The organism is Pseudomonas sp. P179 (genome assembly GCF_000478485.2).
Classification (GTDB): Bacteria; Pseudomonadota; Gammaproteobacteria; order Pseudomonadales; family Pseudomonadaceae; genus Pseudomonas; species Pseudomonas aeruginosa.
The window spans coordinates 148,893-174,376 of sequence record NZ_KI517354.1; the positions used below are offsets into that span (position 1 = coordinate 148,893).

Genomic DNA, 25,484 nt, shown 5'->3' on the forward strand with positions numbered 1-25,484 from the left:
ATGGAACTCGCCGCCCTGATCGGCCGCCTCAACCCGGACTGTCGCCGCGCCCTGGAGCGCGCCGCGCAACGCTGCCTGCAACGCACCCATCATTACGTAGAGATCGAGCACCTGCTGCTGGAGCTGCTGGACATCGACGGCGGCGACTTCGCCTGCCTGCTGCCGCGCTTCGGCCTGGAGCGCGACGCCCTGGTCGCCGAGATCAACCTGTCGCTGGAGCTGTTCAAGGCCGGCAATACCCGCACTCCGGCGCTGTCCGCGCACACCATCGGCCTGCTCGAGGACGCCGTGGTCCACGCCAGCGTGCTCGGCCAGGCGCAGATCCGTTCCGGCCTGCTGCTGCTCGCCCTGCTCGACCGCGAGGAGCGCCGCGCCCTGTTGCTGAACAGCGCGTCGTCGCTGCTGCGGATTCCCCACGAGGCCTTGCAGGCCAACCTGCTGGAGTGGATCCAGGCCTCCCGCGAACAGCCGCCCGCGCCGAACCGCCCGGCGGCAGGCGGCGACAAGCCGGAAAGCGCCCCGGACCCGCTGCTCGACCAGTACACCCAGGACCTCACCGCCGAAGCCCGCGCCGGGCGCATCGACCCCATAGTCGGGCGCGACGGGGAGATCCGCCAGTGCGTCGACATCCTCCTGCGCCGGCGGCAGAACAACCCGATCCTGGTCGGCGCGCCGGGCGTCGGCAAGACCGCTGTGGTCGAGGGCCTGGCCCTGCGCATCGCCGCCGGCGAGGTGCCGCCGTCGTTGCAGGAGGTGATCCTGCGGGTGCTCGACCTCGGCCTGTTGCAGGCCGGCGCCAGCATGAAGGGCGAGTTCGAGCAGCGCCTCAAGGGCGTGATCGACGCCGTGCGCAACAGCGCGCAGCCGATCATCCTGTTCATCGACGAGGCGCACACGCTGATCGGCGCCGGCGGCGCGGAAGGCGGCAGCGACGCCGCCAACCTGCTCAAGCCGGCCCTGGCGCGCGGCGAGTTGCGCACCCTGGCGGCCACCACCTGGCTGGAATACAAGAAATACTTCGAGAAGGACCCGGCGCTGACCCGGCGCTTCCAGCTGGTCCAGGTCGAGGAGCCGGACGAGGCCACCGCCGTGGAGATGCTGCGCGGCGTCGCCGGCAAGCTGGAACTGCATCACGGCGTGCAGATCATGGACGCGGCCATCGTCGATGCGGTGAAGCTGTCGCATCGCTACATCTCCGGCCGCCAGTTGCCGGACAAGGCGATCAGCGTGCTCGACACCGCCTGCGCGCGGGTCGCCCTCGGCCAGCACGACGTGCCGCCGCCGCTGGAAAGCCTGCGCCATCGCGAGCAGGCGCTGGAAGAGGAATTGCAGCGGCTGCGCCGGGAACAGGCCACCGGCCTCGACCACAGCGCGCGTATCACCGCCCTGGAAAGCGAGTCGGGCGATAACCGCCGGACCATCCGCGAGCTGGAGACCCGCTGGGACGAGGAACGCGAAGCGGTGCGCGAACTGCTCGACATCCGCCGCGAACTGCTGGCCCTCAGCGAAAGCGCCGACGCGGCCAAGCCCGACGAGGAACTGGACGGTCGCATCGACCACCTGGCCGCCGAACTGGCGCGCCTGGCGGCCGGCCTCGAAGCCATCCGCCAGGACGACCCGCTGGTTCCCGAGCAGGTGGACTCGCGTACCGTGGCCGCGGTGATCGCCGGCTGGACCGGCATCCCGGTGGGCAAGATGCTCGCCGACGAAGCCCACGCCATCCGTTCCCTGGCGCAACGAATGGGCCAGCGGGTGATGGGCCAGGAGGCCGCCCTGGGCGCCATCGCCCAGCGCATCCAGGCCTATCGCGCCGGACTCAGCGACCCGGCCAAGCCGGTCGGCGTATTCCTCCTGCCCGGCCCCACCGGCGTGGGCAAGACCGAGACCGCCTACGCCCTGGCCGACGCCCTTTACGGCGGCGAACGCAACCTGATCAGCATCAACCTCTCCGAGTACCAGGAGGCCCACACCGTCAGCCAGCTCAAGGGCGCCCCGCCCGGCTACGTCGGCTACGGCAGCGGCGGCGTGCTCACCGAAGCGGTGCGCCGCAAGCCCTATTCGGTGGTGCTGCTGGACGAGATCGAGAAAGCCCATCCGGACGTGCTGGAAGCCTTCTACAACGTGTTCGACAAGGGCGTGATGGAAGACGGCACCGGCCTGGTGGTGGACTTCAGGAACACCGTGATCCTCGCCACCAGCAACGTCGGCGCCGAACTGCTGCTGGACAGCCCGGCCGAACAGGTCGCCACCCCGGCCTTCGACGAGCGCCTGCGCAAAGTCCTGCTGCAAACCTTCCGCCCGGCGTTCCTCGCGCGCATGACCGTGGTGCCTTACCGGCCGCTGGAGGAAGCCACCCTGGAAGGCATCGTCGTGGCCAAGCTGGAAAAACTGCGGGAACGCTACAAGGCCGCTACCGGCAAACAGTTCGACTTCGACCCGGCCATCGTCAAGGCCGTGCTCGCCAAGTGCAGCGCGGCGGGCGCGCGGGATATCGAGAATGTGTTGATGGCGGAGGTGACGGGGAAGTTGGCGGAGTGGGTGTTGGAGTAGCTACAAGCATCACCACTCCGTTACTTGGTCAAGCAGCAACTGTCTGGCACGCGCACTGAAGTTATTCAGAAGCATCAATTAGGAGGAGCTGTGTCGATCACTAAGAGCGGATCTTTCAGCGGAGTGAAGCCCAATGAGCGTGACAGCGTTCCATTCCACTGGAAGCGCACGCAGTTGGTCCCGGACATTTCGTGGAAGTATCACCACATCATCCCCTGGCAGACACTGCGCGATACTTGGCAAGCCTTGCTGATGTGCGACTACTGGAAAGGGTGCGTGCTCTACGTAAAAGTCATCGGAGTGGTTTCGTGGGGGCCCTTGATTTCCAGGCTGATGAATGCCCAGATGACCCAAGAGGACTGCGATGAGCTTTACGCCAAACTCTCCTGGCCTGCCTGGAACATTGTCGAAGGGCCCGCCGACAGGGACGATGAGGGTGGCACCGACCTAGATCTTTTCAGGCACGGCCTTCAGGGGACAGAGCCGGCAAGAATGCAGGCGTTGCAGCGGCTGTATGACGCCATGGAAGACTTTCTCTCACTATTCAACCGGAGAGAATTTGAGGCTACACGGCTGACAGTCTACAACCCCCGAGGGGGAGCACCAGCAGTCGACGAAGCTCGCCGCGAGGCCCTACACACCGCGCTACAAGGCATGCTGCCGTACAAGGATCAGGCCTTCATTCCCTATCGGCCAGAGATGTGGATCGTGACTTTGGAAGGGCGCGAGCATCGCAAGTATCCAACTTGGCTGCGGACGCCCAGATACAAAAAAGCCGACGGCTCCCCACCTAAAGCAGCACCGCACGCTGTCGAGCAAACTGGCCTGACGCAATGCCCCAAATGCGGCAATAAATTCCGTACAAATACTGCTGTCCAGATATTCGCCGAGCACCGCTCCTGCCCCAGGTGTGGCACTGCGGTGTATGTGGCGAAACATGCCTTTAAGGACCCTACCTTCCCCTGAACAATCCAGATAAAGGTAGGGTTGCCATTTCTACATGGCAGCCCCCAGAAGCACAAGGATGTAAAAAGCATGCCCTCCATCAGAATCCTGACCTGGAATAGTACTGGCGAAAGCTTTCCGAAGGCGGCAAGTCTGGCTGCCGAGGCTGCCACCCATGCCGCTCACGCCACACACCCGGTGATCGATATTTACCTCATTCAGGAGGCTCAACAAGGTGCAGGAGGCGCCATCAGTAACTATCTGACTGGCCTCGCTGGCTACACCGTGCATCACATCCATGAAAATCTTGGAGGTGGGGGCAAGGGTTATATCTGTGCTACGCGCAATGCGAGTGTGACTGTGTCCACTCCCCTTGCACTCTGGAACTATGCAGCCGATCCGGGATTCATGGCCTGGGCAGGCCATACTGCCTTACAGGCATCCAGTTGGACGCCACCTGCCAGAACACCCGCCTATAGCCTTCTGCAGGTCGGCGGCAGCAACATCCTGCTAATCACCTGGCATGCCCCCCTTGGCGTGTCCTTGCTACCGATCATCGTGGGCTCGATGAGCGGTGGAGCCTTGATCGACGCTTATCTGGCGCTGGATCAAAGCGGACTGCTCAACAACCCGATGCTCGCGATCGGCGTCGTCCCGGACTTCATCGTCATCGCAGGCGACATGAACGCCAAGCCGGCAGCACTGGGCAAGAGCTATGCCGGCTATACCCCACTGGACAACTTCACCGGGGTTGCCAATAACCTCGACCACATTATGGCGACATCGCCGCCACATACCGCATTCAACTTTTCCGAGGACTACAGCACCGCCACTGCTAGTACCCACGACATTCTCTGCGCCCGAATGAACTGGTGACCGACCATGTCTCGCTGCACTGATACCAGCAGCCTCTCATTAGTCGCCGAGTTGTTGAGCGACCTAAATCTGGAAACCCTAGCCGGAGGCGAGAGGCTGAATACATTGGACAGCATGTCTCTCCAGGGCAACAGCTCCACGTCGCTGACACTATCCAACACCGTCGCCTCGCACCTCAGCGCCACCCTGCACAACGACTCCCAGCAACGCCCCCTCGACGCCCTGGTCGCCGAAATCCACCAGCTCCCCGCCGACGCAACTGCCGACCGTTTTCAACTCGTACTCAGACCATGGCTCTGGTGGCTGACCCTGGCCAGCAACAACCGCGTGTTCCAGAACCTCGCCACCAGCGACATCGTCACCACGATCTTCAAGGCCCACGGCTTCACCGACTTCAAGCTGTCGCTGACCGGCAGCTACGAGCCCCGTGAATACTGCGTGCAGTACGGCGAGACCGACTTCGCCTTCGTCTCGCGCCTGCTGGAGGAGGAAGGCATCTTCTGGTTCTTCATCCACGAAGTGGGCAAGCACACGTTGGTGCTGGCGGACAGCAACGACGCCTTCCCGCCGATCCCCAACGGGCCCAAGGTGCCATACCTGGACCAGGAGATCGGCGTGCGCGAACTGCACGGCATCCGTTCGGCGCAGTACTGCCTGCAGGCGGTCGCCGGGACCTACAGCGCCACCGACTACGAGTTCACCACACCCAGTACTTCGCTCTATTCCCAGGCACAGGCCGAGGCCGGGCCGCGCGCACGGTACGAACACCCCGGCGGCTACACCGCCAAGGGCCGCGGCGATGCGCTGACCAAGCAGCGCGTGGACGGCCTGCGCAGCCAGGAGACGCGCCTGATCGGCGAGAGCGACTGCCGCTGGCTGGTGCCCGGCCACTGGTTCACCCTCAGCGGGCATGACGACGATTCGCTGAATATCGACTGGGTGCTGACCTCGGTCACCCATGACGCCAGTCACGCGCACTACCGCAACCGCTTCGAGGCGATCCCCAAGGCCACCGCCTACCGCCCCGCGCGGGTCACGCCCAAGCCGCGCATGCACACCCAGACCGCCCTGGTGGTGGGCAAGGCCGGCGAGGAGATCTGGACCGACCAGTACGGCCGGATCAAGATCCAGTTCCCCTGGGACCGCGACGGCAAGAACGACGAGACCTCCTCCTGCTGGGTGCGCGTGGTGCTGCCCTGGAGCGGCAAGGGCTTCGGCATGCAGTTCGTGCCGCGCATCGGCCAGGAAGTGATCGTCACCTTCATCGACGGCGACCCGGACCGCCCGCTGGTCACCGGCTGCGTCTACAACGGCGACAACGCCCTGCCCTACGCGCTGCCGGACAACCAGACGCAGTCCGGGATCAAGACCAACTCGTCGAAGGGCGGCGGCGGTTTCAACGAGCTGCGCTTCGAGGACAAGAAGGACGCCGAGGAAGTCTTCCTCCAGGCGCAGAAGGACCTCAACGTCAACGTGCTCAACGACAGCACCGCCAGCATCGGCCACGACGAGACCCTGACGGTGCAGAACGCCCGCACCCGCACGGTGAAGGAAGGCGACGAGACCGTCACCCTGGAGAAAGGCAAGCGCACGGTGACCATCCAGACCGGCAGCGACAGTCTGGATGTGAAGGACACGCGCACGGTGACGGTGGGCGCCGACCAGACCCACAGCACCGGCGGCAACTACAGCCACAAGGTCAGCGGCAACTTCGAGCTGACGGTGGACGGCAACCTGACCATCAAGGTCAGCGGCACCCTCGCCCTGCAGAGCGGCGGCAGCCTGACCCTGAAGAGCGACGCCGACCTCGCCGCCCAGGCTGGCACCTCGCTGACCAGCAAGGCCGGGACGTCGCTGACCAACCAGGCCGGCACCTCCCTCACCAACAAGGCCGGCACCAGCCTGACCAACGATGCCGGCGTCAGCCTGACCAACAAGGCCGGCGCCGAACAGACGGTGGACGGCGGCGGCATGCTGACCATCAAGGGCGGCCTGGTAAAGGTCAACTGAGGAGAAGCGCATGGCGGCATCCGGCAAGCTCGACCTGGTTCGTGGCGACAGCCATCTCGCCGGCAACCTGCTCGACGGCAGCCTGGAAGGCCCGTTGCGCATCGACGAGCACGACAGGCCGCAGGCCAGCCTCGGCTACCGGCAGGGCCAGTTGCACGGCGCCAGCACCCTGTTCCATCCCAACGGCAAGGTCTCCGCGCAACTCGCCTTCGTCGACGGCAAGCTGCACGGGCCGGCGAGTTTCCATGCCGCGGAAGGCTGGTTGCAGCGCAAGGCGCACTACCGCAACGGGCTGCTCCACGGCGAAGCGTTCAACTATTTCGCCAACGGCCAGGTGGCCGAGCGCGAGCATTACCGCGACGGCGTACGCGACGGGGTCTACCAACGCTTCCATGGCAATGGCCAACTGGCCTTCGACGGACGCTACCTGAACGGCCAGCTACTGGACGGCGCCCAGCCGTTCGCCGACGACGGCCGGCCGCTGGACAGCGAGGGCAAGCCCATGGCGCGCTGGCGCTGGTGGTGGACCAGGCTGGCGGAGCCCTAGGCGCGCATCGGCCAGGCGGCGCTCAGGGAATCAGCATCTGCACCTGTCCCGGCACGCTGATCTTGATCACCCCGCCCCAGGTGCAGATCAGCGTGCCATTGGCGTCCAGCGCGGGCATCCCGCCCAGCAGCAGGGTCGGCGGGCCGCCGGGGATCCACGGGCTGGCGGTGGCGGGAATGCACGGCATCGGCGTCAGTACGCCGAGGGCGGCGGCGGTGGCGGCGGCCACCACGGGGTTGGCCGGGCTCTGGCAGAGGCCGAAGGTGGGAATGTTCAGCAGCGGGATGTGGTCCATGATGTTCGCCGCCGGCATCCCGCTGGTCAGGGTGCGGTTCTGCGGCAACACGTTGAGCACCGTCGGCGCCGCCCCGAAGCTGCATTGCAGGGTGGCGCCGGCGCAGACCTGCGGGCAGCCCATGCCGTCCTCCCGAGCGCGATGGCGTTGTAGCAGGATAGACCAGCCCATCGCGCTCGCCGTGGGGCTGGCTTGCTGTTTTTCTGACGAATGCCCGACATGCGTGTCGCCAGCGGCGCTAGAATTCCGCTGTCATGCGGGGCGGAGCCCCGCGACAGGGATCGACGAAAAAGGATTTTCGGCGGATCGAACGGTGCCCGCAGCGCCCTCGCCGGCCGGCCCGCGGCCGGTCGATGCAGGGGTTGCAGTACCCTGGCCGCCCCCATGGACGGGACGACAATGCCTAGCACAAGAAGCCTCCCCGCACGGGTCATCGTCGCCGATGACTATCCCCTGTTCCGCGATGGCCTGAGACGGGTCGTCCGCCGCTACCTCCCGCAAGCCGCCGTAAGCGAAGCGGGCAGCTTCGACGAGGTGCTGCGCCTGGCCTCGAGCGTCTCGCCGGAACCTCCCGCCCTCTTCGTCCTCGACCTGCTGCTTCCCGGCTTCGCCGCCTCCCAGTCCATCGAGCGCTTGCGTCGCGCCTATCGGCACAGCGCAATCGTCATCGTCTCGATGCTCGACGACCCGCGTCTGGTGGACGAGGTGCTGGCCGCCGGCGCCGACGGCTACCTCGGCAAATCCCTGGAGGCCGGGGAGATCGGCACGGCGTTGCAGACGCTCGGCAGCGGCGAACCGGTGGTGCGCCTGCGCGGCGGGTCGAGCGCCGGCAGTCGGCAACGCGCCCTCCTGGACGCCCTGACCCCACGGCAGCAAGCGGTACTGCGGCTGATCGCCGATGGCCTGTCGAACAAGGAAATCGGCCGCGCGCTGTCGATCTCTCCGTTCACCGTGCGCGTGCACGTTTCCTCGCTGCTGCGCGCCCTGGAAGTGAACACGCGGACGGCCGCCGCGGCGCTGGCGGTGAAGGCCGGTTTCTAGGCAGGTTCCACGCGGCCGTACCCGGAGTTCCCGCGCAAGCATCCGAGAATGCCGAAACGAGAAGTCTGCCGCGATTTTCCGCGAAGTCTCCTCGCGGCGCTGAAGCCCGTCGCGGCGGACCAGTCCCATCCATGAGGGGCGCGCCTGCGCGCCGGCCTCACCGGGAGCGGCGACGCTCGTTTTCAGCAGAGGAACGGCACATGATCGACAGGGTGAAGCCGCTGATGGCGGCATGGGTTCTGGTCTTCGCATCTTCTTCGTTCGCCAGCGAAACGGCGGGAAAATTGCCACGAAAGCCAGCTCTAGGGCCGGAAACCGCGGGGGCGCCCCTGGTCATTCCCGGCGAGACCGACAGGCTCGCTTCGCTCTACGCCCGCGCACGGGGCGAAGGCGGCAAGGTGGTGCTCTGGGCCGGCGGCGACGCGCCGAACCAGATGGACTGGTTGAAGACGGCCTTCGAGAGCCGCTTTCCCGGCGTGATCCTGGACGTCACGGTGGACCTTTCCAAGTTCCACGACCTGCGCATCGACCAGGAACTCGCCGCCGGCACCCTGACGCCGGACGTGGCGATGCTGCAAACCACCTTCGATTTCGACAAATGGAAGGCCCGCGACGTGCTGCTGCGCTACAAGCCGGTCGGCTTCGCCCGGCAGAAGAAAGGCTACGCCGATCCCGACGGCGCCTATGTCACGGCCTACAACAACGCCTTCGTGCCGACCTACGCTTCCGTCCGGCTGCCAGCGGAGCGCTATCCGACGCGCTTCGCCGATTACCTGAAGCCGGCCTTCAAGGGCAAGCTGGTGCTGACCTATCCCCATGACGACGATGCGGTGCTGTACGTCTACGACAAGCTGGAACGGCGCTACGGCAGCGGTTTCCTGCGCGCCCTGGCGGCGCAGAAGCCGAACTTCCTGCGCGGCACGGCGGCGCCGGCGGCCTCGGTGGGCACCGACTCCATCGGTTCGCTGGGCAACCTGACCGGCTATGCGACCGACAGCGATACGCCGGCCGGCTACTTCATCCCGACCGACGAGCCGTTCATCGTCTGGAACCAGCGCGCGGCGATCTTCAAGGCCGCCCGTCATCCGGCCACGGCCAAGCTGCTGCTGTCCTACCTGGGCTCGGCCGAGTTCCAGTCCAGCTACGGCGGCTGGCGCGCCCGCGCTGACGTCGGCGAAGCGCCTGGGCTGCCGCCACTGGAGTCGCTGAAGAACGTCGACGTGCACGATTTCACCCGCTGGATGGCCGATCGCCAACGGGTGGCCAGCCTGCGCAGGCACATGGCGCAAATCTTCGGCCCGGTACGCGGCGAGTCGCCGTTGCGCGACCCGGCGCTGATGAGCCTGCTGGGGCTGACGGCGAACGACATCGTCGCCCTGCCCGAACCGGACCTGCCGATCTACTGAACCGCCATGACGGCCTCGCGCACGGACGACGCGGGGTCGTCGATCCTGGAGAATTGCCTATCAGGTTTCGACGGCAAGCAGGCGGCCTGGAGCGGCTGGGAAGACTCCCACTTCTTATAAAATACTTTTAATGAACGATTTATCCTATTGATTAATAAGATAAATAAAATACTAGAATTCACTTTAAGTTGAGACGACAAGGCGGCGCATAACGCTACCCGTTGTCCGCCCTGGCGTCCGCTTGCCGCCTTCGCTGCGCAGGGCGAACGAGGCCACCCGCGTTATCCGCCGACAGGCCTCTGCCAGGGAAGGACGACGGCACGGAAAACTCTTCTTCGACAACGACTTCCGCGTAGAACCTGATCCATCGCCTGCGCTCGCGCGAACTCACGCAGGCGACGACCAGGACGAAGGACCTAGGCCTTCCGCCACCCCTGCAACTGATTGCGGATCGGCAACTCGCGGATGCGCTTGCCGGTGGCGGCGAAGATCGCGTTGCACAGCGCCGGCGCTATCGGCGGCACGCCGGGCTCGCCGACCCCGCCCAACGGCAGGTCGCCATCCGGCTTGAGCAGATGCACCGACACCGCCTTGGGCGCCAGCGGCATGCGCGCCAGCTCGTACTGGTGGAAATTGTCCTGCTGGACCTTGCCATCCTTGAAGCTGATCTCGCCCAGCGCCGCCAGGCCCAGGCCCATCACGCAGGCGCCTTCGAGCTGCGAGCGGATGCGCTCGGGGTTGATCTGCGGACCGCAGTCGGCGGCGATGGTGGCCTTGTGCACCAGCAGCGCGCCGTCGTCCTTCACCTCCACCTCGATCACCACCGCCACGTAGGTGACGAAGCTGTAGTGCGCGGCGATTCCCCGCGCCCTGCCCCTGGGCAGCTCGCCGCCCCAGCCGGACTGGCGCGCCGCCTCCTCGATCACCCCGCGCAGGCGGCCGACATCCAGCGGGTAGCGCTCCGGCGACTCGCCGTAGTTCCAGCTGTCGCCGAGTTCGGCGGTGTCGATCCGCCGCGCCGGGCCGAGCAGCTTGAGCAGGTAGTCCTTCGGGTCCTGGCCGGCCTTCGCCGCCAGTTCGCCGACGAAGCTCTGGATGGCGAAGGCGTGGGGGATGTTGGAGACCGAACGGAACCAGCCGACCCGGGTGTGCGCCGGGGCCTCGGGGTTCTCCAGGCGCACGTTGGGGATGGCGAACGGCAGGTTGGTCAGGCCCATGCCCAGTTCGAAGGCGCCCTGGTGCTTGCTGTCCGGGCCGAACAGTGCGGTGATGCTCGGCGCCACCGAGCGATGCAGCCAGGCCTGCGGCAGCCCGTCGGCGCCAAGCACGGCCTGCAGGCGCTCCACCGAGACCGTGTGGAAATAGGAGAAATGCAGGTCGTCCTCGCGGGTCCACTGCACGCGCAGGTGGCGACCGGGGAACGCCTTGGCCAGGATCGCCGCTTCCAGCACGAAGTCGGGCTTGGACTTGCGGCCGAAACCGCCGCCGAGCAGGGTCACGTTGACCGTGACCTTGTCGAACGGCAGTTTCAGGCGCTCGGCGATGCGCTCGCGGGTCACTTGCGGCGCCTGGGTCGGGGCCCAGACCTCGCAGGCGCCGTCCTTGTACCAGGCGGTGGATACCGGCGGTTCCATCGGCGCCTGGGCCAGGTGCGGCAGGTAGTACTCGGCCTCGACGATATCCCCGCCCTTGGCGAATAGCGCCGCGGCATCGCCGCTGTCGCGCACCACCTTGCCCGGCTTGCGCGCTGCCTCTTCCAGTTGCTTGCGGTAGGCCACCGAGTCGTAGCCGCCGTTGACCCCGGCGTCCCACTCGACCACCAGCGCCTCGCGCCCCTTGATCGCCGCCCAGGTGTTCTGCGCCACCACGGCGACCCCGCCCAGCGGCTGGAACTCGGACGGGATCGGCCGGCCCTCGATCTCGATCACCTTGACCACCCCCGGCACCTTCAGCGCCGCGGCGGCGTCGTAGCGCTTGAGCTTGCCGCCGTAGACAGGCGGCCGGGCGACCACGGCGTAGAGCATGTCGTCGAAGCGCGCGTCGAAGCCGAAGCCGGCGCGGCCATTGACGATATCGGCGCCGTCGATGGCGCGCGCCACGTCCTTGCCGATGTAGCGGAACTGCTCGGGCTTCTTCAGCAGCAGCTTGTCGCGCGCCGGCACTTCGAGACCCGCGGCGGCCTCGGCCAGTTCGCCGAAGGACAGCGAACGGCCGCTGGGCGCATGCAGCACCTTGTTCTGTTCGGCGCGGCACTCGCCCAGCGGGACCTTCCACTGGTTGGCCGCGGCCTGTTCGAGCATCTGTCGCGCCGCCGCACCGCAGCGGCGCATGGGTTCGAACCAATGGCGCATGCTGCGCGAGCCATCGGTGTCCTGGTTGCCGTAGCGCGCTTCGTCGCCGGGCGCCTGGATCACCTTGACCCGGCTCCAGTCGGCCTCCAGCTCGTCGGCCACCACCATCGCCAGGCTGGTGCGCACGCCCTGGCCCATTTCCGAGCGGTTGCAGACGATGCCGACCGTGCCGTCCCGGTCGATGCTCACGTAGATCTTCGGGTTGTCCACCCAGCCGTGGGGCATGGCGTCGGCGCCGAAGGCCTTCTTCTCGGCGGCCAGGGCGTCGCGCCAGCCCCAGTTGGCAGCCACCAGCAGCACGCCGGTGGCGCCGACGCCCTTGAGGAAACCGCGGCGGCTGAGATTGCCGATGACCAGATCGTCGGGGTACGAGCGCTTCATGCCTTGGCCTCCTGCAACTTGGCGGAGGCGTTGTGGATCGCCGTCTTGATCCGGTTGTAGGTGCCGCAGCGGCAGATGTTGCCGGCCATGGCCGCCTCGATCTGCTCGTCGCTGGGCGCGGGGTTGCTCTTCAGCAACGCCGTGGCCGACATGATCTGCCCGCCCTGGCAGTAGCCGCACTGCGCCACGCCGATGTCCAGCCAGGCCTGCTGGACGACTTCGCCGACCTTGTCGGTGTGCAGGTGGTCGATGGTGGTGACCTTCCTGCCCTGCGCCAGGCTCACCGGCGTGATGCAGGAACGGGTGGCCTGGCCGTCGATATGGATGGTGCAGGAGCCGCACAGGCCCATGCCGCAGCCGAACTTGGTCCCGGTATAGCCGACGACGTCGCGGATGGCCCAGAGCAAGGGCATATCCTCGGTGACATCGAGCTGATGATCCTTGCCATTGAGGTTCAGGGTAATCATCGGTGCACGCCTTTTCTGGTTTCTGGTTATGGAGTCGCACGGCGACTGCGCCGCCCCCCCATGGGCGCGGCGAGTCTCTCATCGGACTGAAGGGAGATTATTGGCGAGAGGACTGCGGCGCATAACCTGGCAGAACTGAACGTATCGTTGAATGGAATTCAACGATACCCAAGCCGGGCGGGAATCGCCCGGGCGAGGCAGCATTCCCGGTGGCCCGCTCCTCGCCGCTCGCCGGAAAGCGAGCGGCTCGGCCAGGGGAAACGGCGTTAGCCGCGCCGCACGCGCAGGCGCTCGGCGTGGTAGATCAACGGCCCATGCTGGTCCTCGGCACCGCTGGGGTCGTCCAGCAGCACGCCGGTGATGCGGCCCTGGCGGAACAGCAGGCGGATCGCCAGCAGGTTGGCCCTGGGGTCGCCCTTGAGATCATGGAGGGAACGCGGGGTGTCGGCATCCAGCTGACAAAACACCGATTCGAGCAAAACATCGGAAGGTTCTAACGCCATGCAGTCGTATCCGTCGAGAAGTACCGGTCACCTTGCCTTGCACTGGGTGCCGGTCAAAGCCCATCCCTGGAAAAACGCCTTTCCGCGCATTGAAACAATGCGCAACGATTTTCCTCGCGACGCAGTGTCGCCTACCGCCAGAGCCGTTGCCAAGAGCCGTACATCCCTGCGGCGTGCCCCTGCGACAACGTTGCAATACTTTCTTCACACGAGTTTCGCTACAAAGGTATCTCGCCGGAACCGAGGGTTCCTTTATCCACCCACCCATAACCGAGAAAGCAAGCGGAGGCACCCATGAACCACACTGCATCGATCCCCGCCCTGCCCACGGCCTATGACCTGCTGAACACCCGCATCCAGCGCATCATCCACGCCCCGGCCGCGCAACAGGCCTGCCAGGCCTGCATTTCCCGATTGCCCGGCGAAGACGAGGGCGACTGGGCCCACCTGCTGGAAAGCTTCGACCGTTCCAACCAGTGGCTGCTCGACCCGCAGCGCGACGGCAGCATCGTCCTGCGCTGGAGTTCCGCCGCCTGATCCTGTTTGCCGCGCGGCCGTCGAGCCGCGCGGCTTGCGCTCTTCCCTTCCCTTCCCTTCCATTCGCTGTTCGCGGCTATCGCGGATAGCTTCCCGGCAACAGGATGTCCCGGCCGACCTCGCGGATGTCGGTATGGCCGCAGAAGGCCATGGTCAGGTCCAGCTCGCGGGCTATGATCTCCAGCGCCCGCGTCACTCCGGCCTGCCCCAGCGCGCCCAGCCCGTAGAGATAGGGACGGCCGATCATGGTCCCGCGCGCACCGAGGGCGATGGCCTTGAGCACGTCCTGCCCGGAACGGATGCCGCTGTCGAGCCAGACCTCGATGCGCTCGCCCACCGCCTCGACGATCGCCGGCAGCGCGCTGATGGTCGAGGGCGCGCCGTCCAGTTGGCGTCCGCCATGGTTGCTGACGACCAGCGCATCGGCGCCGGAGTCGGCGGCCAACCGCGCATCCTCGGCATCGAGAATGCCCTTGAGTACCAGCTTGCCGCCCCAGCGCCGCTTGATCCATTCGACGTCGCCCCAGTTCAGCCGCGGGTCGAACTGGCGGGCGGTCCACTCGGACAGTGAGCCCATGTCGTCGACGCCCTTGACGTGCCCGACGATGTTGCCGAAACCGCGACGCCGGGTGCCGAGCATGCCCAGCGCCCAGCGCGGCTTGGTGGCGATGTTCAGCAGGTTGGCCAGGGTCGGCCGCGGCGGCGCCGAGAGACCGTTCTTCAGGTCCTTGTGGCGCTGGCCGATGATCTGCAGGTCGAGGGTCAGCACCAGCGCGTCGCAGCCGGCGGCCTTGGCACGGTCGATCAGGCGTTCGATGAAATCGCGGTCGCGCATCACGTAGAGCTGGAACCAGAACGGCTGGCCGACTTCCGTGGCGATGTCCTCCAGGGAACAGATGCTCATGGTCGACAGGGTGTAGCGCACGCCGAACTCGGCGGCGGCGCGGGCGGCGAGGATCTCGCCGTCGGCATGCTGCATGCCGGCCAGCCCGGTGGGCGCGATGGCCACCGGCATGGCCATCTCCTGGCCGAGCATGCGGGTGCGCAGCGAGCGGTTCTCGATATTCCGCGCGACCCGCTGGCGCAGCTTGATCGCGGCGAAGTCGTCCTGGTTGGCGCGGTAGGTGCCTTCGCTCCAGGAACCGGAGTCGGCGTAGTCGTAGAACATCCGCGGCACGCGCTTGCGCGCCAGGCGGCGCAGGTCTTCGATATCGGTGATGACGCTCATGCAGTCCACTCCTTCGGGGGTGGCTGGATGGTAGAGCGCGACGTACCGCCGCAGGCGGAATAATTGTCGGCATCGGCGGAAGGAAATTCCGCCGTTTCAGTCGTCCGCCGCCGGAAGGAATTCCCTGCCCTGGACCACCGCCTCGCGGCAGATCGCCGCCAGCCAGGCGGCGAAACGCTGGCTGGCCGGCGAGGCCTGGTGGCTGCGCAGGTGGTAATGGTGGGTCGGCGCCGAACGCAGCGGGAACAGCACCACCAGCCGCCCCTCGGCAAGCCAGGCGCGCGCCAGCGAGGGTCGCGCGAGGGCCACGCCCTGGCCGTTGGCGGCGGCTTCCAGGGTCATGCCCAAATCGAGCAGGCGCGGCCCGGCGCAGGGCTCCGGCCAGTCCAGCCCGGCCACGCGGAACCACGGCTGCCAGGGCTCCAGCGGCGAGCGCAGCAACGGCAGGCCGGCGAGCATGGCTGGCGTCCAGGGCCGCGGCAGGCCGAGCAGCAGCCCCGGCGCGGCCATCGGTAGCACGCGCTCCTCCAGCAGCCGCTCGCCGGCCGCCACGCCATGGCTGTCGCCGCGCACCTCGACATCGGCCAGCGGCAGGTCCTGGCCGTCCGAAGGACTCGACAGGAGAATCTCCAGCTCGATTTCCGGACAGGCCTCGGCGAAGGACGCCAGGCGCGGAATCAGGATCTGCCGGGCGAAGGTCGGCGGCGTGCGCAGGGTCAGCCGCTGCTGGCGCTGGACCTGGCGACGATGCAGCGGAACCGCCGCGAGCTGGGCGAGGATCGGCGCGATCTGTTCGAGGTACTCGCGGCCGTGGGAGGTCAGCGCCAGCGAGCGGCCGTCGCGCTGCAACAGGCTCACCCCGAGCATCCCCTCGAGACCGGAAACCCGCTTGCTGGCGGCGCTGCCGGTGATCGACAGGAGTTCGGCGGCGCGCTCGAAGGTACCCAGCCGGGCAGCCGCTTCGAACGCCTGCAACGCTTCGATGGAAGGAAAACGGAAATCGTCGGGATTGAGCATGGGGCAGACTTTACCCGCTGCCCGAGATCAGGGATACCGCGTCAGAGCCGCTGCTCGTTGGCCGCGGCGCGGCGCTCGGGCGCCGCGGAACCGGCGGCACCGCCCCAGGAAGCCTTGCCGGGGCTGTAGACATCCTGTTCGTCGAGGGTCACCAGGCCGCTTTCCACCAGGCGCCCGAGGACCTGGCGGATGCTCACCAGGGACAGCGGCGTACCGGTTTCGGAGAGACGCCGGTGCAGGGTGCGGATCGGCACCCGGCCCTGCTCCCCCGAGGCTTCCCAGAGCGCATCGATCACTTTCAGCCGGGCCAGGCTCATCTTCAGGCCGGCCTCCTTCAACATCTGTTTGACGGGCGAATGGGTCATCGTGACGCTCCTTTCGTGGACGAGTGGGTAGCGGGTCCCCGCCGAAGCCGAGCATCCCTGCTCGCTGCCTGCACGTGTTCCCTGGAACCGGGCGGCTGTGGGCCGCCTCTATGGTTAAAGACGAACGAGCGCGGAAAAACCGTCAGTTTTTTTCCCATCAGATCTGATAGGCATTGCTTATCATTCGCGAATGCTTAGCCGTTGCAGTTGCGGGTCGGCGTCGATCTGCCTGTCGCTGAACGGCAAGGTCTGCCATTGCTGGCGGGAAAACAGCTCGGTCTGGTCGCGGTAGTGCGGCGAGCGCGGATCGCTGGACTGGGAGAAAGCCAGCAACCCGCGAGCCTTGGGCCCTTCCTCGGGGAAGGTCACCAGCTGGATGTAGCTGGTGCCGCCGACCACCTCCAGGTGGTCGCCCTTGCGGACGCTCTGGATCGCGTTGTAGACCCCGAAATGGCCATCGCCGCCGGGAATCGCGATGCGTTCCTGGCCACGGGTGCTCACTTGCAGGTCGCCCCAGCGCGCGCCGTCGGGAATCCCGCTCTTCTCCACCTCCGCCGCCGCGTCCGCCAGCGCCTGGCGCACCTGGGTCGCCACCTGCGGCCGGTCGAGGGCGATGCCTTGCGGCGTATCCAGGGGACGTTGCGCATCGAACGGTTCCTTCCACGCGCCGTCGAGTTCGGCGAAGCGTTGCATGAAGCGCTGGAAGTAGACGAAGCCGCTGCCGCTGTCGAGGTTGGCGCCACGGTCCCACTGCGCCAGGGCCGCGCAGGCACGGGCAAGGGAATTCTCGCCCTGGTTGTCGCGGCACAGGCGGAGCAGGTCCGGCAGCACCTGGTCGGCGCTGAAGACATGGTTGGCGGTGACCATTTCCTCGAGCGTCTTCGCCTCCAGCGGCTGCTTGCCCTGTAGCCGGCTCAGGGCGTAGCGCGCCCGCGGACCGATGGGCTTCTCCTGGCTGACCAGGGGCGAGAAGCCCTGCAGCGGGCTCGCCGGGTTGGTCAGCCAGGCGCTGTCGTTGGAGTTCTGCACGAAGTCCCTGCGCAACAGCACCGGCAGTTGCGCCGCCGGGGTGATGCCAGCCTGGGCCGCGGCCGGGTCGCGACTCCAGGCACAGCGGCTGTCCTGCCCCTGGAGGGCCGGCAGGCCTTCGGCGACCAGTTGCGGAATGGCGCAGGCGGGAATCAGTTCCGGCTTCAGGTAGGGCACCACCGACTGGTTCATGTACAGGGCGTTGCCCTGCTCGTCCGCGGCCAGGGTGTTGACCCAGGGGATGCCCTGTAGCGCCTCGACGCGCCGACGCAGATCGGCGACGTCGCTGGCCTGGTTGATCGAGTACCACTGCTGCAGTACCCGGGTGTTCTCCAGGTTGGCGTCACGCAGCGCATATGCCTCGCTGCGGTTCCAGTCCAGCTTGCCGGGCCAGACCACCAGCGGGCCGTAGATCGACTGGTAGACCTTGTGCTCGACGCGCGACAGCTTGCCGTCGGCGCCGCGCACCTCGATCGCGACGGACTTCTCCTCCAGCGGCAGCGAACGACCGTCGACCAGGTAGCGCCGCGGGTCCTTCGGGTCCAGCGCCAGGCGATACAGGGTGAAGTGGCTGGAGGTATCCACCGTGTGGGTCCAGGCCAGGTGGCGGCTGAAGCCGATGTTGACCAGCGGCAGACCGGGCAGCGAGGCCCCCATCACGTCGAGCCGGCCGGGAATGGTCAGGTGCATCTGGTAGAAACGCATCGCGCCGTTCCAGGGGAAGTGCGGGTTGGCCAGGAGCATGCCCTTGCCGTCCGCCGAACGTTCGCTGCCAACGGCAATGGCGTTGCTGCCGCGCTCCAGGCGGAAGCGCTGGCGCCGCTGCTCGGCGACCTGGAACGCCTGCTCGCCGCTCAGGGCGACCTTCTCCGTGCCGGGCGGCGCGGCGGCCACCAGCGCGTCGGCGAACTGGCCGACCCCGCCTTCGACCAGCAGGCGCCGGGTCAGGCGCAGCAGGTCATCGGTCGCGATGGCCCGCAGCCAGGACTGGCCAAGGCAACTGGTGGTCTTGCCGTCGGCCTCGCGGAGGAAGCGGTTGAAACCGGCGGCGTAGCCTTCGAGCAACTGGCGTACCGCGGGCGTCTGCGCCTGCCAGAAGGCTTGCAGCGCCTCGGGTTGGTTGAGCCAGGCGTAGAAGATGTCGGACGGCAGGTTGTCCAGCTCGGCCGACGACTTGCCCTCGCTGCCGAAATAGCGCGCCCGCTCGCCGCGCGCGGTGACGATCTCCTCGGCCAGCAGGCAGGCGTTGTCGCGCGCGTAGGCGTAGCCGATGCCATAGCCCAGGCCGCGCTCATCCTTGGCCCGGATGTGCGGCACGCCATAGGCGGTCCAGCGGATGTCCGCGGCCAGCCCGGTCGGCCGCGGCATATCGGCCTGGACCGGCATCATCGAACCCAACAGCATGCCGGCCAGGCCGGTCAGTACGGTACGCATCCCCATCGATGTCGTTTCTCTGCAAAGTGGTGGCCGGAACGGCCGGGACATGCAACGAAAACGCCCTGCGTGCCGGGCATCCCCTGGCGGGGAAACGGGCAACACAGGGCGTGGCGGCGTGGCGCCGGTCAGCTGGCCAGGGCGTGCTCGTGCAGGGCGCGGGCCGCAGTACCGGGCTTCAGGTGCTGGTACAGGGAGCCGGAGATTTCCTCGGCACGCACCGGCAGCACCGACAGCAGGGTGTCGCTGAGGCCATGGCTGGCCTGGCTGAAGCCCTGCGCGTAGATCGCCACCTTGCAGCGCTCGTCGGTCTGCAGGCGGTAGTCGCGGCCGATCTCGTGGTCGCCGAGGTACTCCGCCAGCGGTTCGAGCAGTTGGCGGTGCAACTGGCGCTCATAGCCGGTGGCCAGGATCACTGCGTCGTAGGTCTCTACGCTTAGCTCGCCGCTACCGGCGTCGCGCAACGCCAGCTCGATGCCCTGGGCGGTGGCGGTCGCGCGCTCCACGGTGGTCATGCAACGGAAGGCGTGGCGCGGGATGCCGGAGACTTTCTGGCGGTAGAAGACGCCGTAGATGCGCTCGATCAGGTCGGTATCCACCACCGAATAGTTGGTGTTGTGGTATTCGCGCAGCAAACGCTCGCGTTCGGCATGTTCGCGGCTGTAGATGAGATCGGTGAACTTCGGCGCGAACACTTCGTTGACGAACGGGCTATCGTCCGCCGGCTTGAGCGCCGAGGCACGCAGGATCATGTCGGCCTGCACCGACGGGTAGCTGTCGTTGAGGTCGATGAAGGCCTCCGCCGCGCTCTGCCCGCCGCCGATGATGGCGATCTTCATCGGCTTGCCGCTGCTGCAGGGCTGCTTGGCCATGTGCTCCAGGTACTGGCTGTGGTGGAACACCCGGCCGTCGCCCTTGAGCGCACGGAACACCTGCGGGATACGCGGGGTGCCGCCGGGACTGACCACCAGGGCGCGGGTGGTGCGCACCAGTTCCTCGCCGTCGGCGTTGCGCGAGATCACCCGCAGCGCCTCGACCTGGCCGGCGCTCAGCATCGGCTCGATGCGCAGGACCTCTTCGCCGTAGCGGCTCTGCTCCTGGAAGTGGCTGGCGACCCAGCGCAGGTAGTCGTTGAACTCCATCCGGCAGGGATAGAAGGTGCCCAGGTTGATGAAGTCGACCAGGCGATCGTGCTTGTGCAGGTAGTTGACGAAGGAATACGGGCTGGTGGGGTTGCGCAGGGACACCAGGTCCTTGAGGAAGGAGATCTGCAACTCGCTCTGCGACACCAGGGTGTTGCCGTGCCAGCGGTAGTCGCCCTGCTTGTCCAGGAACAGCACTTCCAGGGCGCCCTGCGCCTGGGCCCGTTCCTGGAGGGCAATCGCCAGGGCGATATTGGAAGGGCCGAAGCCGACACCGATGAGATCGTGAACCACGGCGGTTGCAGTTGCCTGAGTCATTTCCAGTTCCTCTGGATTGGCCCCCTTTCAAGCGGGAGCGATAAGTCGAGAGCAGCCCTGGAGGGCCATCTGTTGACTAGGAACGAGGACAGGGAAATGAAATTTAAGCGTTGCCGAGCACGAATAGCGAAATCAGTCGGCTTCCCATTCGCGCATGCGCACCCGACAGTGCTTCATCGCGTTGACGATGTGCTTTTCCACCAGGCTGCGGGAAATATTGAGATGTTCGGCGATCTGCGAATGGGACAGGCCGTCCAGCTTGCGCAACAGGAAGGAACTGCGGCAGATGGCCGGCAACTCGGCCAGCGCGCGCTGCAGGTTGTCCAGGCGCTGCCCCTGGTCGACCACCGTCTGCGGCGAGGGACTGGCCAGGCCCTCCTCGTCGTCCAGGACCTCCAGGGGTTCCGCCCGGCGCACCCGGCTACGACGGTGCTCGTCCACCGCCAGGTTGAGCGCCGTCCGGTACAGAAAAGCCTTCGGATGCTCGATCTGCGCTTGACTGGAGCGCTCCAGAACGCGCAAATACGCGTCGTGGGCGACATCCGCCGCTGCATGTCGATCCCCGAGCCTGGCACTGAGGAATCGCAGCAGCTCCCGATAATGGTTTTCCAAGACGACTCCTGCTCGCTGCCTCTACGGCACTGTCCTTCCAAGGGCGGGATCGCCTGCCGGCGACATTGGCAGTATGAAATCATTAAATTTATAATAATTCTCATCAAGCTTTAAAGCCTTGTTTCGCTCGCAGCGCAATCCGAAGGCATAACTGGAACCCTCGATGAAGACACCCTCTCCCGCCGACAGCGACACCCTTGTGCAGGACGCCGCGCATTGGTGCATGCGCCTGCACGCCGAGGACCTCTCCGAGGAAGAGCGTGGCGAGTTCCAGCGCTGGCTGGCAGCCGATCCCCGGCACGCCGCCGAATACGCAGAAATGGAGGAGATCTGGGCGCTCAGCGAACTGCTGCCGCGAACGCCGGCGCCCGAGCTTCGCAACCACGCCGCAACCCGCCCGCTCGGCCGTCGCCGCAGGGGCTGGAAGAGCCAGGCACGCGCCGCCGCCCTCGCCCTGCTTATGTTACCGACGGCCGGCTACCTCGGCTGGCTGCAAGGCTGGATTCCTTCCAACTACCAGCGCTACGAGGCCGAGGGCAACGTCAGGCATGCCGTTCTTCCCGACGGCAGCGAGGTCGAACTGGACCTCAATACGCAGCTGAGCTTCGCCAATTTCAAGGACATCCGCCGGGTTTCCCTGGACAGGGGCGAGGCCTACTTCCATGTCACCCACGACAGCGCGCACCCCTTCGTGGTCAAGGCCGGCAACGGCTCGATCACCGTCACCGGCACCCGCTTCAACGTCTGGAAGTACCAGGACAACGTGGTAGTCACCGTCACCGAGGGCTCGGTGAAGGTCCGCAGCGAAGGCTCGGGCAACGACAGCAGCCTGACTCCCGGCATGCAGGCCAGCTACTATCCGGGCCTGCTGCAACCGTTGGTCGAAGCCGTGGATACCCGCCAGACGCTAGCCTGGCGCGAGGGCCGCCTGGTACTCGACGACCTGCCCCTGTCCAAGGCCCTGCCGCTGATCAACCGCTACCTCGACGCTCCGCTGGTCCTGGGCGACAGGAGCGCTGCGAAACTGCGCATTGGCGGGATCTACAGCACCCGCGACATCCGCAGCCTGGTCGACGCCCTGCCGAAAGTCCTGCCCGTGGACCTGGAACATCGCGAGGACGGCAGCATCCGCATCAGCAGCCGTTACGCCCAGCTCTGAACCCAGGTTAAATTTAGCCGCCCTGGCCTCGTATATCTGGCAGTGCCCAGCCTGCCGATCCAGCGGCGGCGGTCTCTCCACGCACCGGCCGGATTCCCGAATGAGACGAACCCGTAGTACTCGTCGCGCACTGCTCGTCGCAGTCTGCCTCAGCCCCCTGATCGCCCTGGCCGCCTGGCAGGCCTATCCGTTCCGCAGCAACAGCTTCGATACCGTGAGCGTCAGCCGCGGCAGCATCGAGAGCAGCGTCTCGGCGCTCGGCACCCTGCAACCGCGGCGCTACGTCGACGTCGGCGCCCAGGCCTCCGGGCAGATCCGCAAGTTGCACGTCGAGGCCGGGGACGATGTGACGGAAGGCCAGTTGCTGGTCGAGATCGACCCCTCCACCCAGCAGGCCAAGGTCGATGCCGGCCGCTATTCGATCGAGATGCTCAAGGCCCAGCTGGCCGAGCAACGTGCCCAATACACCCTCGCCCGCCAGCAGTACCAGCGCCAGCAGCGGCTGGCCGCCGGCGGCGCGACGCGTACCGAGGACGTGCAGAGCGCCCAGGCGCAGATGCTCGCCACCCAGGCACGGATCGAGATGTACCAGGCGCAGATCCGCCAGGCCCAGGCCTCGTTGCGCAGCGACGAAGCCGAGCTCGGCTATACCCGCATCTACGCGCCGATGTCCGGCACGGTGGTGGCGGTCGATGCGCGCGAAGGCCAGACCCTCAATGCCCAGCAGCAGACCCCGTTGATCCTGCGGATCGCCAAATTGTCGCCGATGACCGTCTGGGCCCAGGTTTCGGAAGCCGACATCGGCCGGGTCAAGCCCGGCATGCCGGCTTACTTCACGACCCTCAGCGGCGAAGGCCGGCGCTGGACCGGCAAGGTCCGGCAGATCCTCCCGGTGCCACCCAAGCCGCTGGACCAGAGCAACCAGGGCGGCGGCAGCCCCACCAGCGGCAGCGGCGGGCAGAGTGGCAGCGGCCGGGTGGTGCTGTATACCGTGCTGGTCGACGTGGACAACGGCGACCACCAACTGATGGCGGAAATGACCGCCCAGGTGTTCTTCGTCGCCGCCACCGCGGAAAACATCCTCACCGCGCCGGTCGCCGCCATTCACGACGACGGCAAGGGCGGCCAGGTCGCCTGGGTGGTCGGCAGCAACGGCAAGCCGCAGAGCCGCCAGATCAGGACCGGCATCAGCGACCGCCTGCGGGTACAGGTGCTTGCCGGCCTGGAGGAAGGCGACCGCCTGTTGATGGCCGCTCCCGACGGCAGCGACAGCTGATGGAAAACGCCACGCAACCCGTCCCCCTGATCGAACTGCGCGACATCCGCAAGCGCTACGGCGGCAATGGCACTCCGGAAGTCGAGGTACTCAAGGGCGTATCGCTGTCGATCCACGCCGGCGAGTTCGTCGCCATCGTCGGCGCCTCCGGCTCCGGCAAGTCGACCCTGATGAACATCCTCGGCTGCCTCGACCGGCCCAGCTCCGGCAGCTACCACTTCGCCGGCCACGACGTCGCCGAACTGGACAGCGACGAGCAGGCCTGGCTGCGCCGCGAGGCATTCGGCTTCGTGTTCCAGGGCTATCACCTGATCCCCTCCGCCTCGGCCCAGGAAAACGTCGAGATGCCGGCGATCTACGCCGGCACCCCGGCGAGCGAGCGGCACACCCGCGCGCGGGCCCTGCTCGAGCGCCTGGGCCTGGCAGAGCGCACTGCCAACCGTCCGCACCAGTTGTCCGGCGGCCAGCAGCAGCGGGTATCGATCGCCCGCGCGCTGATGAACGGCGGCCATATCATTCTCGCCGACGAACCCACCGGCGCCCTCGACAGCCACAGCGGCGCGGAAGTCATGGCGCTGCTCGACGAGCTGGCCAGCCAGGGCCACGTGGTGATCCTGATCACCCACGACCGCGACGTCGCCGCCCGCGCCAAGCGCATCATCGAGGTGCGTGACGGCGAGATCGTCAGCGACAGCGCCAACGACGAGCGCCCGGCGCACCCGAGCGCCGGCGTCGAGCGCCACCTGCAGGCCGACGATCTCAGCCAGCGCCTCGCCGAGGGCAGCAGCGAACCCTCGGGGGCCTGGCGCGCCGAACTGCTGGAGGCGGTGCGCGCCGCCTGGCGGGTGATGTGGATCAATCGGTTCCGCACCGCGCTGACCCTGCTCGGGATCATCATCGGCGTCGCCTCGGTGGTGGTCATGCTCGCCGTCGGCGAGGGCAGCAAGCGCCAGGTGATGGCGCAGATGGGCGCGTTCGGCTCGAACATCATCTATCTCAGCGGCTACTCGCCGAACCCGCGCGCGCCGATGGGCATCGTCAGCAGCGACGACGTCGCCGCCATCGCCACCCTGCCCCAGGTGAAGAAGGTCATGCCGGTGAACGGCGGCGAGCTGGTGGTGCGCTACGGGAACATCGACTACCACGCCTACGTCGGCGGCAACAACACCGACTTCCCGGAAATCCTCAACTGGCCGGTGGCCGAGGGCAGCTACTTCACCGAGCGCGACGAAGACGCCGCCACCACGGTCGCGGTGATCGGCTACAAGGTGCGCAAGAAGCTGTTCGGCAGCGCCAACCCGATCGGCCGCTACATCCTCATCGAGAACGTGCCGTTCCAGGTCATCGGCGTGCTCGCCGAGAAAGGCTCCAGCTCCGGCGACAAGGATGCCGACAACCGCATCGCCATCCCCTACTCCGCTGCCAGCATCCGCCTGTTCGGCACGCGCAACCCCGAGTACGTGATCATCGCCGCCGCCGACGCCCAGCGCGTGCACCAGGCCGAACGCGCCATCGACCAGTTAATGCTGCGCCTGCACCGCGGCCAGCGCGACTACGAGCTGACCAACAACGCGGCGATGATCCAGGCCGAGGCGAAGACCCAGAACACCCTGTCGCTGATGCTCGGCTCGATCGCCGCGATCTCCCTGCTGGTAGGCGGGATCGGCGTGATGAACATCATGCTCATGACCGTGCGCGAACGCACCCGCGAGATCGGCATCCGCATGGCCACCGGCGCCCGCCAGGGCGATATCCTCCGCCAGTTCCTCACCGAGGCGGCGATGCTCTCGGTGGTCGGCGGCCTGGCCGGGATCGCCCTGGCCCTGTGCATCGGCGGCGTGCTGCTGCTCGGCCAGGTCGCGGTGGCCTTTTCCCTGTCGGCCATCGTCGGCGCCTTCAGTTGCGCGCTGGTCACCGGCCTGGTGTTCGGCTTCATGCCGGCGCGCAAGGCCGCCCAGCTGGACCCGGTGGCCGCCCTGGCCAGCCAATGACGGA

General features: G+C 66.9%; 21 protein-coding genes. 11 read left to right on the forward strand and 10 right to left on the reverse strand.

Translation table 11 applies throughout. The features are described from left to right. The 5 genes from tssH (at window position 1) to HMPREF1224_RS13685 (ending at window position 6,928) form a co-directional block, all read left to right on the forward strand. Window positions 1–2,550 carry a type VI secretion system ATPase TssH gene (tssH, locus tag HMPREF1224_RS13665; RefSeq protein ID WP_010793014.1) on the forward strand — a complete coding sequence of 850 codons (2,550 nt, stop codon included), beginning with the start codon at window positions 1–3 and terminating at the stop codon, window positions 2,548–2,550. A 90-nt stretch (window positions 2,551–2,640) separates the two neighbouring features. Beyond that, on the forward strand, window positions 2,641–3,516 hold the full coding sequence (locus HMPREF1224_RS13670) for a hypothetical protein (RefSeq protein WP_003116944.1): 876 nt from the start codon (window positions 2,641–2,643) through the stop codon (window positions 3,514–3,516). A gap of 69 nt (window positions 3,517–3,585) precedes the next feature. Beyond that, on the forward strand, window positions 3,586–4,371 hold the full coding sequence (locus tag HMPREF1224_RS13675; protein WP_003116945.1) for a hypothetical protein: 786 nt from the start codon (window positions 3,586–3,588) through the stop codon (window positions 4,369–4,371). 6 nt (window positions 4,372–4,377) lie between these two features. Then, window positions 4,378–6,381, forward strand: coding sequence for a type VI secretion system Vgr family protein (tssI, locus tag HMPREF1224_RS13680; protein ID WP_010793015.1), 2,004 nt, complete (start codon window positions 4,378–4,380; stop codon window positions 6,379–6,381). 10 nt (window positions 6,382–6,391) lie between these two features. After that, a complete protein-coding gene (locus HMPREF1224_RS13685; protein WP_003114514.1) occupies window positions 6,392–6,928 on the forward strand; it encodes a toxin-antitoxin system YwqK family antitoxin in 537 nt (178 codons plus the stop codon). 22 nt (window positions 6,929–6,950) lie between these two features. Here the strand turns inward: HMPREF1224_RS13685 and HMPREF1224_RS13690 are convergent, their stop codons facing one another. Then, entirely contained in the window at window positions 6,951–7,346 is a 396-nt protein-coding gene (locus tag HMPREF1224_RS13690; RefSeq protein WP_003089513.1) for a DUF4280 domain-containing protein, read from the reverse strand. Window positions 7,347–7,622: 276 nt separating this feature from the next. Between HMPREF1224_RS13690 and HMPREF1224_RS13695 the strand changes: the two genes are divergently transcribed. Beyond that, on the forward strand, window positions 7,623–8,264 hold the full coding sequence (locus tag HMPREF1224_RS13695) for a LuxR C-terminal-related transcriptional regulator (RefSeq protein ID WP_003110901.1): 642 nt from the start codon (window positions 7,623–7,625) through the stop codon (window positions 8,262–8,264). 200 nt (window positions 8,265–8,464) lie between these two features. After that, complete coding sequence (locus HMPREF1224_RS13700; RefSeq protein WP_010793016.1) at window positions 8,465–9,670, forward strand: ABC transporter substrate-binding protein; 1,206 nt, start codon at window positions 8,465–8,467, stop codon at window positions 9,668–9,670. Between the two features lie 416 nt (window positions 9,671–10,086). Here HMPREF1224_RS13700 and HMPREF1224_RS13705 read toward each other — a convergent pair whose 3' ends face one another. The 3 genes from HMPREF1224_RS13705 to HMPREF1224_RS13715 form a co-directional block, all read right to left on the reverse strand. After that, a complete protein-coding gene (locus HMPREF1224_RS13705) occupies window positions 10,087–12,402 on the reverse strand; it encodes a xanthine dehydrogenase family protein molybdopterin-binding subunit (RefSeq protein WP_003114512.1) in 2,316 nt (771 codons plus the stop codon). Beyond that, the gene (locus tag HMPREF1224_RS13710) at window positions 12,399–12,869 is read right to left on the reverse strand and encodes a (2Fe-2S)-binding protein (protein ID WP_003089521.1); all 471 of its coding nucleotides are present in this window, start codon (window positions 12,867–12,869) and stop codon (window positions 12,399–12,401) included. The genes HMPREF1224_RS13705 and HMPREF1224_RS13710 overlap by 4 nt, the downstream gene beginning before the upstream one ends. A gap of 266 nt (window positions 12,870–13,135) precedes the next feature. Next, complete coding sequence (locus tag HMPREF1224_RS13715; protein WP_003104944.1) at window positions 13,136–13,372, reverse strand: hypothetical protein; 237 nt, start codon at window positions 13,370–13,372, stop codon at window positions 13,136–13,138. Between the two features lie 294 nt (window positions 13,373–13,666). Here HMPREF1224_RS13715 and HMPREF1224_RS13720 point away from each other — a divergent pair, with 294 nt between their 5' ends. Continuing rightward, on the forward strand, window positions 13,667–13,909 hold the full coding sequence (locus HMPREF1224_RS13720; RefSeq protein WP_003089526.1) for a DUF1654 domain-containing protein: 243 nt from the start codon (window positions 13,667–13,669) through the stop codon (window positions 13,907–13,909). A gap of 76 nt (window positions 13,910–13,985) precedes the next feature. Here the strand turns inward: HMPREF1224_RS13720 and lldA are convergent, their stop codons facing one another. The 6 genes from lldA to fpvI all read right to left on the reverse strand — a co-directional run bounded on the left by lldA (window position 13,986) and on the right by fpvI (window position 21,054). Further along, window positions 13,986–15,137, reverse strand: a complete 1,152-nt coding sequence (gene lldA / locus HMPREF1224_RS13725) for an L-lactate dehydrogenase LldA (RefSeq protein ID WP_003104946.1) — start codon at window positions 15,135–15,137, stop codon at window positions 13,986–13,988. A gap of 96 nt (window positions 15,138–15,233) precedes the next feature. Beyond that, the gene (locus tag HMPREF1224_RS13730; RefSeq protein WP_003114511.1) at window positions 15,234–16,154 is read right to left on the reverse strand and encodes a LysR substrate-binding domain-containing protein; all 921 of its coding nucleotides are present in this window, start codon (window positions 16,152–16,154) and stop codon (window positions 15,234–15,236) included. Window positions 16,155–16,195: 41 nt separating this feature from the next. Beyond that, window positions 16,196–16,519, reverse strand: coding sequence for a transcriptional repressor (locus tag HMPREF1224_RS13735; protein ID WP_003089535.1), 324 nt, complete (start codon window positions 16,517–16,519; stop codon window positions 16,196–16,198). A gap of 180 nt (window positions 16,520–16,699) precedes the next feature. Further along, window positions 16,700–18,988, reverse strand: a complete 2,289-nt coding sequence (pvdQ, locus tag HMPREF1224_RS13740) for a bifunctional acylase PvdQ (protein WP_010793017.1) — start codon at window positions 18,986–18,988, stop codon at window positions 16,700–16,702. Between the two features lie 122 nt (window positions 18,989–19,110). After that, window positions 19,111–20,442 carry an L-ornithine N(5)-monooxygenase PvdA gene (gene pvdA / locus HMPREF1224_RS13745; RefSeq protein ID WP_003114509.1) on the reverse strand — a complete coding sequence of 444 codons (1,332 nt, stop codon included), beginning with the start codon at window positions 20,440–20,442 and terminating at the stop codon, window positions 19,111–19,113. Between the two features lie 132 nt (window positions 20,443–20,574). Continuing rightward, window positions 20,575–21,054, reverse strand: a complete 480-nt coding sequence (gene fpvI, locus HMPREF1224_RS13750) for a pyoverdine signaling pathway sigma factor FpvI (protein WP_003103620.1) — start codon at window positions 21,052–21,054, stop codon at window positions 20,575–20,577. A 163-nt stretch (window positions 21,055–21,217) separates the two neighbouring features. Here fpvI and fpvR point away from each other — a divergent pair, with 163 nt between their 5' ends. From fpvR to pvdT, 3 genes are all read left to right on the forward strand, one after another. After that, window positions 21,218–22,213 (forward strand): pyoverdine signaling pathway anti-sigma factor FpvR, encoded by a 996-nt coding sequence (gene fpvR / locus HMPREF1224_RS13755; protein ID WP_003120136.1) that lies wholly within the window; start codon window positions 21,218–21,220, stop codon window positions 22,211–22,213. A gap of 100 nt (window positions 22,214–22,313) precedes the next feature. Then, a complete protein-coding gene (gene pvdR / locus HMPREF1224_RS13760; RefSeq protein ID WP_003089547.1) occupies window positions 22,314–23,489 on the forward strand; it encodes a pyoverdine export/recycling transporter periplasmic adaptor subunit PvdR in 1,176 nt (391 codons plus the stop codon). Further along, window positions 23,489–25,480 (forward strand): pyoverdine export/recycling transporter ATP-binding/permease subunit PvdT, encoded by a 1,992-nt coding sequence (gene pvdT / locus HMPREF1224_RS13765; protein ID WP_003131508.1) that lies wholly within the window; start codon window positions 23,489–23,491, stop codon window positions 25,478–25,480. The genes pvdR and pvdT overlap by 1 nt, the downstream gene beginning before the upstream one ends. Window positions 25,481–25,484 lie beyond the last annotated feature (4 nt).